The sequence below is a fragment of the Rufibacter latericius genome (assembly GCF_003721515.1).
In the GTDB taxonomy this organism is placed as follows: Bacteria; Bacteroidota; Bacteroidia; order Cytophagales; family Hymenobacteraceae; genus Nibribacter; species Nibribacter latericius.
This window is the reverse complement of record NZ_RJJD01000008.1, coordinates 827,726-840,241: the sequence shown is the minus strand read 5'-3', so window position 1 is coordinate 840,241 and position 12,516 is coordinate 827,726. Positions and strand designations below refer to the sequence as shown.

Here is a 12,516-nt window from a genome sequence, read left to right as displayed (position 1 = left end):
TCTACAAAAGGGGCTTAAAACAAAGAAGCCCGCCATTACTGGCGGGCCCTTTGCGCACGGGAGACTAAGCCGTGCGCAAAGTGATTGTACCATCTTTATTTCTCACCCATAATGATGGACAATCTTTTCTTTAATGGTGGGGGATTAATAATCTGTGTTCTGTGGATCCCAGTTCGTCCAGCCGGTGGTCCAGTCAGTAGAACCGAAGGCGCCGATATGGGCAGTGCTCTCAAAGCCGATAATGCCCGCGAAAGAAGCGCCGCTCAACGCCATGGAGCCTGACTGCGGCAGGTAAGGAGCAGCCGCGGCCAAACCAAGTTCGTTCACTGCCTTGATGCTGTTGCCGTTTCCGGCTGTGCTGAACCAAGTGGAAGCGTTGAACGCGGAGGCAGAAGAAGTGGCTTTGTTGACGGCTGTGTTCTCGGCAGCGCCGGCTACTACGGTGTTCATGATCTTGATGCCACCATTCTGGGCGTATCCTTCCACCACGTTACCATCCAAGGTGATGCCTTTTGCATAGCCGCTGATGATAGAGTTACGGATAGAAAGGCTGGTGCCTTTTTTCAGGTGGGCACCTTGTCCGAACTGAGCGCCGGTTGGCAGGTTGTTGCCTGGTCCTACAATGGTCACGTTAGAGAAAGTAGCAGTAGTCAAGGGAGTCCTTACAGAACCGGCACCGTCATTGTCAGACTCAAAGCCGTTAGAGGCTCCGCCGGTAGCCACGTCCCACATGTTGGGGTCGCTCACGCCAAGGGCATACTGCACTCTTCCGCTGTAGCCGAAGTCGGTGTCAAACATATCGTCGGTGGTTTTGTAGGCCACCAGGTGCGATGCGTTCACCGTGCCGCCAAACCATTCAAAAGCATCGTCCCCGCCGAAGGAAACTTGTACGTGGTTAATCTTAGTGCCTGAACCTACTGATCCCATGGTAAGCCCATTCAGCTCTTTGTTTGGCTGCAGCGGGTAACCGGCAAACTCAATCCGTACGTAGCTGAAAACCCCGGAATTGTCGGCATCATCGGTACCGCCATAATAGGCTATTGGACCGCCTTCTACAATAGGGTCTTCGGCCTGGTTGTGCTTGGCTCTTCCCAAGATAACCACCCCGCCCCAGTCACCAGGAGCACGGCTGCCTTTTGGCTGGTTTGATGTGAATACAATGGGTTTCTCGGCAGAACCTTGCGCCATGATCTTGGCGCCACGCTGGATCAAAAGCGTGCCTTGAGTGGCTTTTTCGCCTTTGATGATGGTACCTGGTTCTATGGTTAGGGTAGCGTTGTTATCTACATACACAAAGCCTTTCAAGGTGTACACGGTGTCTGCGTCCAGCGTTCTGTTGGCAGTGATGGTGCCTTGCAGGTTGGCGTTGCCTTTCACGGTTGGGGTGGGAGTGTCGTCATCCTCGCTGTCAGAGCAGGAGGTGAAACCCAGTGCCAGACCCGCCAAAAGCATTAATGATAATTTACCTAAGTCTTTCATACTCGTTTTAAAAATGGTTTAGTTTTAATGGTAGGTATGTCTGTTTTTAGAAAGTGTACCCTAAGGTGATGGTGCTGTACATGCCTCGGTTGAAGAGATAGATGGGAAGGTCAGCAGAACCTATGTCGCCATCTTGGTTGGTGTCTTCCTTGAAGCGAAATTTCTGGTTCAACAGGTCGGTCACCCCGGCTTTCACCTGCATTCTGTTTTTGAAGTTCTTGGTGAAAGTCACGTCTACCACGTGGCGGGGCAGTTCATAGATGGTAGGGTTTTGATCATCGCCCACGCGGTACACCCGGGTGCCTAGTACATTGTACATGATAGAGTATTGCCAGCCGGTTTCTTCATCCTGGTAGTACAAGCCGGTATTCACGATGTAAGGCGATTGGCCCATCATAGGTCTGTCCGTTGCTTCGCCGGAAGCTTCGTCTCCCAGGTTTACCCGGCTGTGGATGAGCGAGGCATTCAGAACCAGGGAGTGGTTTTGCAGGAATTTGCTTCCGAACACCTCTCTGAACGACTTGCGGGCCTCTGCCTCTACCCCGATGCTGTTGGCGTACTTTCCGTTCACGAAGGTGTAGTTGGTGCCTGTGCCTGCTTCCAGTTTGGTCTCAATGGGGTTTATGAACCGTTTGTAGAAAACACCCAAAGAAAGAAGCTCAGCTGAGGATGGGTAGAATTCATAGCGCATGTCCAGGTTGTGGATGGTGGCGGTCTTCAGTTCGTTGTTTCCCCGCACCGAGGCGTTTTCGTTGAAATCATAGAAGCTGAAACGGGCCTGCTCTCGGAATTCTGGGCGGTTCACAGTCATGCCGTAAGCCACGCGCAACAGGGAGCGCAAGCTGAAGTTATACGCCACGTTCACCGAGGGCAGGATGTAGAGTTTCTTCTCGTCTACCTCATAAGTGCCCGACTGGTCAGCAGTGGTTACCTGGCGCCAGTTGTATTCAGTCCGAACGCCGCCGTAGAAGTTCACCTTGTCGAAGAATTTCTTAGAGATACCAGCGTACGCAGCACCCAGGGTATTGGAGGCATCATACTTATCGGCGATGGTGGTTCCTTCGTCGAAGATCAAGCCGTTGGGGAACGACAGGTTACCTGGGGCAAAGATTTGGTCCAAGGGTTGGTTCAGGATGTTCTCGTCGGTTCTGCCGCCGCCAATACCGGCATTCCGCTTGTAGTTAAGGGTGCGGGCGTTAAAGTCACGGTCTTTCCGCTCGGCGTAGAACCCGATGTTCAGTTTAGGGGCATTCTCCACATCAGTTGAATCTGCGGCGTTGAAGAGGTGCTGCCACTGGCCTTCGGCAATGTAGGCGCTCTCGTTCAGGTCAGAGAAGAAGCGGGCGGCATCATACGGCGTAGACAAGGTGGATACCTGTACCCGGAACGGACCTTCTGAACCGGCATCGCGCTGGGTGCGCACTCTTCTTAGATCTGGCTCCTGACGGTTGATGAAGTTATAGCCCGTTGACCATGTGAAAGTGTTCTTTTGATCTGGCGTAGAGTGTGTGCCTTGCAATTGGCCAGTATAAATGCTGCGGCTCTCGTAGCGCAGGGCGTAGTTCTGTTCTTCTTTAATGGAGCCAGTCTCATAGTTGAAACCTTGGCGAACGGTGGTCTGGGTAATCCCGATCTGGTTGAAAAGGTTGCGGAACTCTATTTTGTTGTTTTCATTCAGGCGAAGCGAAAAGTTCTGCAGCAACCCTACCCGTACGGTGTTGCCGGAGAGTTGGTCGGTGTAATTCCAGTTGGTATCCACGTCGCCATTTGCCTGTTGCTGCTGATAATCGCTCCGGATGGTGTTTTGGCGCAGCCGGGCGTTGCTGTACGTTACCGCTGTGATGCTGGAAACCCGATTTCCGGCTACGTCAAAGACGCGGTTCAACCCGAAGTTCAATCGCAGGTCTGGGGCGGCGGTGGCTTTCTCAGGTTTCCAGGTGTTTGGTAAATCCAGGTTCTGGCCGTACTGCGCCCGCTCGGTGTAGCTTAAGCTCTGGAATTTGGCGGTAGAAGGGAAGTTGCCGGGCAATTGGCGGGTGCCGCTGTCAAATCCCAGGAAATCGGTCTTGCTGCCTTTGTAGGAATAATAGTTGTTGTTGAAGGTGGTGCCGGTGCGGTACCCCATTCCTATGTTGAAGGTAGCGCTGTTCTCGGTGACGGCATTCCGGGTGGTGACTTTGATGGCCCCACCAGCAAAATCGCCGGGTAATTCGGGAGCCGGAGATTTATAGATCAGGATCCTGTCTATAACGCTGGTGGGCAACACGTCAAAAGAGAAGGCGCGCACGTCTACCTCAGAACTGGGCGTGAGCACGTTATTCAGCATCACTGAGTTGTAGCGCTCGCTCAAACCGCGAACAATGATGAAACGGTTGTCTTGGATGGTCACGCCCGGGATTCTGCGCACCGCTTCGGCGGCATCACGGTCCTGAGCCTTTACAATCTGCTCGTTAGACATTCCGCTCACCACAATATTGCTTTGCTTGATGTCTTTGATCAGGGAAACGTCATTGTTCACCTGGCGCTCGGCTACCACCGTGACTTCGCCTAGGCTGTGGGCATCGTCCTCTAAGGCAGAGTTGAGGGTAGTTGTTTTGCCAGCCTCAATGGTGACGGTTTCAAAGGTGAGCGGTTTATAAGAAACGTAGGTGATGGTTACTTTGTAGGTGCCGGGTGCTAAGGAAAGGGAGTAGTTTCCCTCAAGGTCGGTGGCAGCTACGTTAGACGTAGTGGCCGATACGGTGGCTCCAATGATGGCTTCGCCGGTTTTCTTGTCTTTTACTTTTCCGGTGAGCGTTCCTGTTTGCGCAAAGCCAACCAAGGCCATGCAGATAAAAGAAAGGGTGAGTAAAAATGATCTCATGTCAATAGTATTAGTCTCGCTGCAAAACTATACCCGTCACTTTACCCCATGATTAACCGCTTATTACCCTATTGTTAAGATGGCCCAAGGAATGTTAAGAAGAAGTTACCGGCCTCAAGTCTCCTGTCCATAAACTGGTTTTAGATAAGCTAAAGGTTGTTTTTGCTACCCTTTCCTGAAAACAGGGTCAAAACGGAAGCTTTCTTAAGCAGAGAAGAGCAAGGCGAGCGGGCCTGGCAGAAAAGGGAAAATCAGGAATCTGGAGGCGAAGCGTTTTCTGGAGAAGGAGGCAACGGATTGAAGCTCTGGCACCGTCTTGATAAGGACCGGTTCGGCTTTCGTTTTAGGTCTGATTTCCTGAAAGTAACTCTAAAACAGAGTTTGCCTAGCGGGAATAATGACGGAAATCATCCATCAGCATTCATTTGTGTTGTACCTTTGCCGAAAACAAGGAATAAGTGCTGCTGAAAGAGGTTATCTACCTGATGCAAAAGGATTTTGTGCTGGAATGGCGGCAGAAGTATGCGTTCAACGGCATGCTGCTGTACGTGGGCAGCACGGTTTTCATCTGCTACCTCAGCTTCAGCTTACGCTTCGGAGGGCTGGAAGTGCCGGTCTGGAACGCCTTGTACTGGATCATCCTGCTCTTCACGGCAGTGAATGCCATCGCGAAGGGATTTGCCCAGGAAAGCCGCGGACGCCTGCTCTATTATTATAGTGTGGTGAGTCCGCAGGGGGTGATTCTGGCCAAGATGATCTACAACGCGGCCTTGATGCTGGTACTGTCGCTGCTGTGTTTTGCGTTCTATGCGGTAGTGATCGGGAATCCGGTGCAGGACGTGGGCATGTTCCTGGTGACTATTGTCTTGGGAGCGATTGGATTCGCCTCGTCGCTGACCATGATTTCGGGCATTGCGGCTAAGGCGGCGAACACGGGCACGCTCATGGCGGTGCTGAGCTTTCCGGTGATGGTGCCCATGCTGCTCATGCTCATGAAGATGTCCAAGAATGCCATTGACGGGCTGGACCCTTCGGTGAGTCTGGACGAGGCGCTGGTTCTCCTGGCGATTAATATGATTGTAGTCACCGTGTCTTATATTCTGTTCCCGTATCTGTGGCGCAGTTAAGGCATGAGTTTTAAAAAACAAGCGTAAAACGAATGAAACTAACCTGGTGGAAATGGCTGACGGTTGCCTTGCTGCTGTACACAGTGGTAGGAGGCATGCTGAGCGATGTGCCCCGTCTGGCTATTCTGAACGAGACCATCCGGAACCTGTTCTTCCACGTGCCCATGTGGTTCGGGATGATTTTGATTCTGCTGATCTCCGTGATTTATTCTATTAAATACCTGCGCAACCCGCTTTCCCGCAACGACATCATCGCGTACGAGGCTGCCAAAGTGGGAATCCTGTTCGGGGTGCTGGGTATTGTGACCGGCATGGAGTGGGCACGTTTCACGTGGGGCGAATTTTGGAGCAACGACCCCAAGCAGAACGCCTCGGCCATCGGTCTCCTGATCTATTTCGCTTATTTGATTCTGCGCGGTTCTTTTCAGGACCACCAGCAGCGCGCGCGCATCAGTGCCGTGTACAACATCTTCGCGTTTGCGGCGCTTATCCCGCTATTGTTCATTCTGCCGCGCCTCACAGATTCCCTGCACCCGGGCAACGGCGGAAACCCCGGTTTCAACTCCTATGACCTGGACAGCCGCCTGCGGGCCGTGTTCTATCCGTCCGTCATCGGCTGGACGCTCTTAGGGGTTTGGGTGGTGCACCTGCGCACCCGTTTGGAAGTTTTAAAGCAACGATTCTATGAAAATGCATAAATGGCTCCTGGTGCTGTTCCTGATGTGGACGGCTGGCTTCTCCCTTACCGCTTCGGCGCAAAACGCTGCCGAGGAAGGCTCCACCATTGAATATACCTCCGCAGACAAAGTCGCCTCTGACCCGGAAATGGCTGATGCCATGCGCCGCGACGGCAAGATTTACATTGTGGTGGCGGTGTTGGTGAGCGTGCTGTTGGGTGTGTTGTTCTACCTCATCAGCCTGGACAAGAAGATCAGCAAGTTGGAAAGGGAACTTAGGCAGTAGGCGTTTCAGGGCCGTTTTTCAGAAAACAGGCTCTAAACGGAAGTGATAAAACAGGGGCAGAAAAAGCGCCTCCAGCGGATTTAATTTGAAATAAGTGGTGTTAAAGAGGCGGGCAATCTCGCCTATGCTTGCATAACCTATGAAAAGAATACACATCATCGGGATTTTAGTGATTGCGGTGGCCATCATGATCATCATGTCAACGGCCTCGGACGCCAGTGTTTACGTGCCGTTCTCTGAGGCACAGGCTCGCGCCAAGGAAGGCGATGACACCAAGGTACACGTGGTAGGCCGTCTGAAGAAAGACGCCAAAGGCCACATTGTGGGGATGAAATATGACCCAACGCTGGACCCCAACTACTTCTCCTTCGTGCTGGTTGATACTAACCGCGTAGAGCAGCAGGTAGTGTACTACAGCCCCAAACCCCAGGATTTTGACCGCTCTGAGCAGGTGGTGATCACCGGCAACATGAAAGAGAACGTCTTCGTGGCCGACAAGATTTTGCTCAAATGCCCTTCTAAATACACCGAGAACGAGGTGAAGGTAGAAACGGCAAGCCTCTAATTAGTTCTGAGTTCTGAGTTTTGAGTTGATTATTCAAGGCGGAGTCAAGTCTCTCATAGTTGTTATCATTTATAAGAGTTTTAGGGAGGTGTCTTGAGTTTTTGACTCAGGACTCAGAACTCAAGACTCATAACTATTTGAAATGGTTAATACTTTAATCGGTGATTTAGGTCATTACAGTGTCATCCTCGCTTTCGTGACAGCGTTGGTTTCGGCTATTGCGTTTGCGTTTGCTTCCAATGCCAAAGAGCTTACCCCTGAGCAGAAAGACTGGAAGAGCCTGGCCAGAGGTGCCTTCTTTGTGCACGTAGCGGCGGTTTTCGGCATCATCTTCTGTCTTTTCAACATCATTTACGCGCACCGCTACGAGTACCACTACGCGTGGAGCCACTCGTCTAATCACCTGCCGGTGCATTACATGATTTCCTGCTTCTGGGAAGGTCAGGAGGGCTCGTTCCTGCTCTGGATTTTCTGGCATGCGCTGCTGGGCTTGGTGCTCATCAAGTTTGCCGGTAAGAAGTGGGAAAGCCCGGTGATGGCGGTTTTCTCCTTCGTGCAGCTGTTTTTAACGTCTATGATTCTGGGTGTGGTGATCGGTGACCTGAAAATCGGTTCTTCGCCGTTCATCCTGATGCGCGATTTCATGACCGATGCCCCGGTATTCCAGATGGACCCGAACTTCGTGCCGAAAGATGGTACTGGTTTGAACCCGCTCCTGCAGAACTACTGGATGGTGATTCACCCGCCGGTGTTGTTCCTGGGCTTCGCCGCTACCCTGGTGCCGTTTGCCTTCGCGATTGCCGGTCTCTGGAAAAAAGACTTTTCTGCCTGGACCAAACCAGCCTTGCCTTGGGGCTTGTTCGCTGCCGTAGTGTTGGGCGTGGGTATCATGATGGGTGCCTACTGGGCCTATGAAACCCTGAACTTCGGGGGTTACTGGAACTGGGACCCGGTTGAGAACGCCGTGTACATTCCGTGGTTGGTGCTGGTGGGGGCTATCCACACCTTACTGGCGTATCGCAAGAGCAGAACTGCTTTGCGTGCTACCTTTATCCTGTTCATCACCTCGTTCCTATTAGTCCTTTACGCGACCTTCTTAACGCGTAGCGGTATCTTAGGAAACGCCTCCGTGCACTCCTTCACTGACTTAGGTTTATCCGGACAGTTGTTCACGTATCTGGCAGCTTTCGTGGTATTGGCTATCGGTTTGCTGGTAGTGCGCTGGAAAAACATTCCGGCCACAGAGAAAGAGATTGCGACGTACTCTGGTGAGTTCTGGGTATTTATCGGCGCGGCTGTATTGTGCTTGGGTGCATTCCAGGTGTTGGTGACCACGTCTATTCCGGTGTACAATGCCTTTATGGGCTTCATCGGGGTGAAAACGAACGTAGCCTTACCGGCCGATCAGATTGCGCACTATACCAAGTTCCAGATGTGGATGGGTATTGCCATCGCGATGCTCTCCGGGACTGGTCAATTGCTATGGTGGCGCAAACAGAACGGTGAAACGAAACTGTCTGAAGTGTTCATGTTGCCGCTCATCTTTACCGCTTTGTTTACTGCCCTTATCCTGCTGGTGAGCAAAATGGGAGTCATCGAGCGCATTGATAACCCAGTGTATATTCTGTTGCTGCTGACGTCTCTGTATGCGGTGTTCAGTAACCTGGCCATTCTGCTAGGCGTGCTCCGGAAAAACGTATCCATTGCCGGCGGTGCAGTGGCGCACATTGGGGTGGCCCTGATGCTGATTGGGGTTCTGTTCTCCTCGGGTTACTCCAACATCATCTCCAAGAACATGTCTGGGATGGTGTATGCCCGCGAGTTCGGCGATGACATCAACCGTGACAACGTACTTCTGTGGCGCAACGCTGCCACTGATATGGGACCTTACAAGGTGACGTACAAAGGCCAGTACTTAGAGGTTAACGGTTTACCGGATTATGTGAACAAACAACAGTTGTTCCGGATCGAAGACGAGTTCAGAGCCATTGCCCGCGGTCCGCTGAAAGACGGAGACAAAGTTGTTTATACTTCCGGTGACACCGTAGACATTTCTCCTGAGAACACCTATTACGAGGTTGAATTCAAAAACCGTGAGACTGGTAAAGTGTTCACGTTATATCCAAGAGCACAGGTGAACCCGCAGATGGGCTTGCTGGCTTCTCCGGATATCAAGATGTTTGGCACCAAAGACCTCTACACCCACGTGTCTACTATTCCAGATCCGAATGAGGAGAAGGAGTGGGGCGAGCTGAAAGAGTATCAGGTGAAAATTGGGGACACCATTTTCGTGAATGATTATGTAGCGGTACTGCACGGCATTGAACAAGCCAAAGACACCCTGCTCCTCAACCTGAAGCCCGGCGACGTAGCCGTACAGGCTGACATGCAGGTGTTGGGCGAGCGCCGTACCTACCATGCCCACCCGATCTACGCCATCAGAGACCGAATGGTAGGTCGCGTGCCCGAAGAGATTGAAGACCTAGGTCTCCGGATTATGCTCATGAGCATTGACCCAGAGAAAGGTGCCTTTATCATCGGGATCAACACTACCCAGAAAGACTACATTATCCTGAAAGCGATGGAGAAACCCTTCATCAGCATTCTCTGGATCGGGACGTTGGTAATGAGCCTCGGGTTTGTGATGGCCATTGTGCGCCACTACAAAGACGGGAAAGGCGGCAACGCGAAAGGTCCGGTAGGAAAAGTAAATGTGAAACGCGAAAAACAAATGGCATAACGCCTATCCTCTCATCAAAGCCGCTTGTCTGGTTCTGTAACCGGCAAGCGGCTTTTTTGTGGGTGCGGTTTTAGGCACGATTTACAGAAAACAGGCCAAAAGAAGGGGCATCAAGCATTCTGGTGTCATTCCTGACCAGACAAAGCAGAACCAAAGAAAGCTGCTAACTTAGTTCATAGAAAAGAAGAACAGGCACATGAAAGTAGGAATAGTTGGCGCGGGTAACGTGGCCACCCATTTGGTCAAAGGTCTGGCAAAAGCAGGTGTAGAAGTGCCCGTGATCTACAGCAGAACGGTTGCCTCCGCGGAAGTACTTGCTATGGAAGCCACAGGTGCCATTGCCACCAATTCTCCAGATTTTAAAGCGTTGCCTTTCTGCGACGTGTATCTGTTGGCTGTACCGGACCAAGCGCTTCCGGAGTTGCTGCAGACCCTGAGTTTTCCGGAAGGAACTATCGTTGCCCATACCTCGGGGACACAGCCTTTAGAGCTTTTGGTGAATTTAGCTGGAGTACAAACAGGGGTGTTTTATCCTTTGCAGACCTTTAGCAAAGAGAAAGAACTGGATTGGCGGCAGATCCCCATCTGCGTGGAAGCATCGAGCCAACGGGTTGAAGATACTTTATTGGAATTAGGAAAGATCTTGAGTGAGCAGGTGGTGCTCATGAAAGGAGAAGACCGGAAGAAACTGCACGTGGCGGCGGTGTTTGCCTGTAATTTCACCAACCACCTCTGGGGAGTGGCACAGGAACTGCTGAAGAAAGCTGAGCTGCCGGTTTCTTTGCTGGAGCCCTTGGTGCAGGAGACGGTGCAGAAGGCGTTCCAGTTTCCCCCTTTTTCGGTACAGACCGGCCCGGCGGTGCGCAAAGATGCCAATACGATCCAAGCCCATGCCCAACTCCTGCAAGAAGAGCCCCACTACCTCAAACTGTATCAGACCCTCACAGAAAGTATTCAGGCAGTGCAAGAAAACCCGACGTTTTCTGGAAAACAGGCGTAAAACGACTGGTGTCTTAGAAGGAACTAGCCAAAGCCCATCGGGTTTTGATTAGGGCGGTTGTATGCCTACCTTTGCACCTTTATAAATTCACAGGAATGAAAGTCGTTAACATCACATATAAGTTCATGGACGGCAAGCCCGACGAAACCCATTTAGGGGCCGAAGGCGAGTCTGTTCTGGACGTTGCCCTAAACAACGGGATCCAATTACAGCATAACTGCGGCGGCGTTTGCGGTTGCAGCACCTGCCACGTGTACGTAGAAACCGGAATGGACGACCTTCCCGAAATCACCGACAAAGAGGAAGATTACATTGACCGCGCCGTGAACCCTCGCATCAACTCGCGCCTGGCCTGCCAGTGTGTGGTGCAAGGCGGACAGGATCTGGTCATCACCATTCCTAAGCAAGATTTCCTGGGTCACTAGTTATCAGTGATTCGTTGTTAGTTCTTAGGCCAGAAAGTAAACCGCAAGAGGTCTTACTCACTGCCCTACAACCTACCAACCTTCAAGAGAAACTAAAGGCCAACAACTAAAAATATCAACTGGTTTAGAGATGAAGAATTTATACGAGCCCCCTATGAAGTGGGGCGACCATGAAGACATTGCCATGGCGCTATATGAGAAATTTGGCGATGACTTCAGTGAGAACAAGATCTACCGGATTCGGTTCACTGATCTGCTGGAGTGGGTACTGAGCCTGCCCAACTTTGAAGGTACCCGCGAACAAGCCACCGAGGGGCATCTGGAGCAGATTCAGGCCAAGTGGGTGTACGAGTGGCGCGATAACCAATAATCTTTTCAGGCGTTTCAGGGCTGCTTTTTAGAAAACAGTCCTGAAACGTTTTTTGCGTGTAAACTCCTGATGTCTTCCACCATGCAAGCACTTCCTGATTTCAAGAATATCACCACCTTCATTTTCGATGTAGATGGTGTTTTGACAGACGGCACCCTGTTGTGCTTTTCCACCGGAGAGCAGGCCAGGGCGTTCAACATCAAAGACGGTTACGCCATTAGGCATGCCCTGAAGAAAGGCTACCGCGTGGCCATCATCTCGGGCCGCAACGAGCCCGGGGTGCGCAAACGCCTGGAGTCGCTGGATGTGAAAGATATTTACCTGGGGTCAGAGAACAAGCTGGACACGTTCCAGAACTATGTCTACTACTATGGCATTGACCCCGAGACGGTGGTGTTCATGGGCGACGACATGCCCGATCTGGAAGTAATGCAACACTGCGGCATCTCGGCCTGCCCTGCCGATGCCGCCATTGACATCTGCGACATCTCGCAATACGTGGCTACCGCCGAAGGAGGCAAGGGAGCTGTGCGCGAATTGATAGAGATGGTCATGAAACTGCAGAAACGTTGGTAGAAGAAATGCCACAAAATTCCTTGGTTTTCAATTTTTTATAAATAAAGTTTGGTTTTTGTATAATAATCATATATTTACAGAATCATTCATTATTTCAATTTTTAAATTTTTATGAAAACAGGAACTGTTAAATTCTTCAACGAATCCAAAGGCTACGGCTTTATCACAGAAGAAGCCACCAATGAGGATTTCTTTGTACACATTACAGGCCTCAACGGTATCCAGATCCAACAGCACGACAAAGTGGAGTTCGACACCAAAGAAGGTAAAAAAGGCATCAACGCGGTTAACGTGAAGAAGATCTAACACTTCTACGCATCATACTCATTTTGCATTCTCATCAAAAAAAGCCCCTGCCACAGGGGCTTTTTTCATAGGTGGATTTTAAAGCGTAACTTCCGTTTTCCT

12 protein-coding genes are annotated in these 12,516 nt (G+C 51.2%); 10 read left to right on the top strand and 2 right to left on the bottom strand.

Going from position 1 to position 12,516, the window contains the following annotated elements; all coding sequences use genetic code 11:
• Positions 1 to 144: 144 nt before the first annotated feature.
• Positions 145 to 1,479, bottom strand: coding sequence for a T9SS C-terminal target domain-containing protein (locus EFB08_RS15550; RefSeq protein ID WP_123127841.1), 1,335 nt, complete (start codon positions 1,477 to 1,479; stop codon positions 145 to 147).
• A 46-nt stretch (positions 1,480 to 1,525) separates the two neighbouring features.
• Positions 1,526 to 4,342 carry a TonB-dependent receptor gene (locus EFB08_RS15545; RefSeq protein WP_123127840.1) on the bottom strand — a complete coding sequence of 939 codons (2,817 nt, stop codon included), beginning with the start codon at positions 4,340 to 4,342 and terminating at the stop codon, positions 1,526 to 1,528.
• A 485-nt stretch (positions 4,343 to 4,827) separates the two neighbouring features.
• On the opposite strand from EFB08_RS15545, the gene EFB08_RS15535 reads away from it, so the two are divergent.
• The 10 genes from EFB08_RS15535 (at position 4,828) to EFB08_RS15490 (ending at position 12,414) form a co-directional block, all read left to right on the top strand.
• Complete coding sequence (locus tag EFB08_RS15535) at positions 4,828 to 5,469, top strand: heme exporter protein CcmB (protein WP_123127983.1); 642 nt, start codon at positions 4,828 to 4,830, stop codon at positions 5,467 to 5,469.
• A gap of 32 nt (positions 5,470 to 5,501) precedes the next feature.
• A complete protein-coding gene (gene ccsA, locus EFB08_RS15530) occupies positions 5,502 to 6,167 on the top strand; it encodes a cytochrome c biogenesis protein CcsA (protein ID WP_123127838.1) in 666 nt (221 codons plus the stop codon).
• Positions 6,154 to 6,432: a CcmD family protein gene (locus EFB08_RS15525; protein WP_123127837.1), complete on the top strand. Its 279-nt coding sequence runs from the start codon at positions 6,154 to 6,156 to the stop codon at positions 6,430 to 6,432. The genes ccsA (EFB08_RS15530) and EFB08_RS15525 overlap by 14 nt, the downstream gene beginning before the upstream one ends.
• Before the next feature lie 139 nt (positions 6,433 to 6,571).
• On the top strand, positions 6,572 to 6,997 hold the full coding sequence (locus EFB08_RS15520) for a cytochrome c maturation protein CcmE domain-containing protein (protein WP_123127836.1): 426 nt from the start codon (positions 6,572 to 6,574) through the stop codon (positions 6,995 to 6,997).
• A gap of 142 nt (positions 6,998 to 7,139) precedes the next feature.
• Complete coding sequence (gene ccsA, locus EFB08_RS15515; protein WP_123127835.1) at positions 7,140 to 9,737, top strand: cytochrome c biogenesis protein CcsA; 2,598 nt, start codon at positions 7,140 to 7,142, stop codon at positions 9,735 to 9,737.
• Between the two features lie 196 nt (positions 9,738 to 9,933).
• On the top strand, positions 9,934 to 10,737 hold the full coding sequence (locus EFB08_RS15510) for a Rossmann-like and DUF2520 domain-containing protein (RefSeq protein ID WP_123127834.1): 804 nt from the start codon (positions 9,934 to 9,936) through the stop codon (positions 10,735 to 10,737).
• A gap of 95 nt (positions 10,738 to 10,832) precedes the next feature.
• Positions 10,833 to 11,162, top strand: a complete 330-nt coding sequence (locus tag EFB08_RS15505; protein WP_123127833.1) for a 2Fe-2S iron-sulfur cluster-binding protein — start codon at positions 10,833 to 10,835, stop codon at positions 11,160 to 11,162.
• Positions 11,163 to 11,292: 130 nt separating this feature from the next.
• Positions 11,293 to 11,532, top strand: coding sequence for a Fe-S cluster assembly protein IscX (gene iscX, locus EFB08_RS15500; protein WP_123127832.1), 240 nt, complete (start codon positions 11,293 to 11,295; stop codon positions 11,530 to 11,532).
• Positions 11,533 to 11,613: 81 nt separating this feature from the next.
• On the top strand, positions 11,614 to 12,108 hold the full coding sequence (locus tag EFB08_RS15495; RefSeq protein ID WP_062543873.1) for a KdsC family phosphatase: 495 nt from the start codon (positions 11,614 to 11,616) through the stop codon (positions 12,106 to 12,108).
• 111 nt (positions 12,109 to 12,219) lie between these two features.
• On the top strand, positions 12,220 to 12,414 hold the full coding sequence (locus EFB08_RS15490; protein ID WP_062543874.1) for a cold-shock protein: 195 nt from the start codon (positions 12,220 to 12,222) through the stop codon (positions 12,412 to 12,414).
• The last annotated feature ends 102 nt before the right edge of the window (positions 12,415 to 12,516 follow it).

What these genes read in the sequence shown, in the direction of transcription:
- EFB08_RS15550 (WP_123127841.1), bottom strand. Translation starts at nt 1,479, where the DNA reads ATGAAAGACTTAGGTAAATTATCATTAATGCTTTTGGCGGGTCTGGCA.
- EFB08_RS15545 (WP_123127840.1), bottom strand. Translation starts at nt 4,342, where the DNA reads ATGAGATCATTTTTACTCACCCTTTCTTTTATCTGCATGGCCTTGGTT.
- EFB08_RS15535 (WP_123127983.1), top strand. Translation starts at nt 4,828, where the DNA reads ATGCAAAAGGATTTTGTGCTGGAATGGCGGCAGAAGTATGCGTTCAAC.
- ccsA (WP_123127838.1), top strand. Translation starts at nt 5,502, where the DNA reads ATGAAACTAACCTGGTGGAAATGGCTGACGGTTGCCTTGCTGCTGTAC.
- EFB08_RS15525 (WP_123127837.1), top strand. Translation starts at nt 6,154, where the DNA reads ATGAAAATGCATAAATGGCTCCTGGTGCTGTTCCTGATGTGGACGGCT.
- EFB08_RS15520 (WP_123127836.1), top strand. Translation starts at nt 6,572, where the DNA reads ATGAAAAGAATACACATCATCGGGATTTTAGTGATTGCGGTGGCCATC.
- ccsA (WP_123127835.1), top strand. Translation starts at nt 7,140, where the DNA reads ATGGTTAATACTTTAATCGGTGATTTAGGTCATTACAGTGTCATCCTC.
- EFB08_RS15510 (WP_123127834.1), top strand. Translation starts at nt 9,934, where the DNA reads ATGAAAGTAGGAATAGTTGGCGCGGGTAACGTGGCCACCCATTTGGTC.
- EFB08_RS15505 (WP_123127833.1), top strand. Translation starts at nt 10,833, where the DNA reads ATGAAAGTCGTTAACATCACATATAAGTTCATGGACGGCAAGCCCGAC.
- iscX (WP_123127832.1), top strand. Translation starts at nt 11,293, where the DNA reads ATGAAGAATTTATACGAGCCCCCTATGAAGTGGGGCGACCATGAAGAC.
- EFB08_RS15495 (WP_062543873.1), top strand. Translation starts at nt 11,614, where the DNA reads ATGCAAGCACTTCCTGATTTCAAGAATATCACCACCTTCATTTTCGAT.
- EFB08_RS15490 (WP_062543874.1), top strand. Translation starts at nt 12,220, where the DNA reads ATGAAAACAGGAACTGTTAAATTCTTCAACGAATCCAAAGGCTACGGC.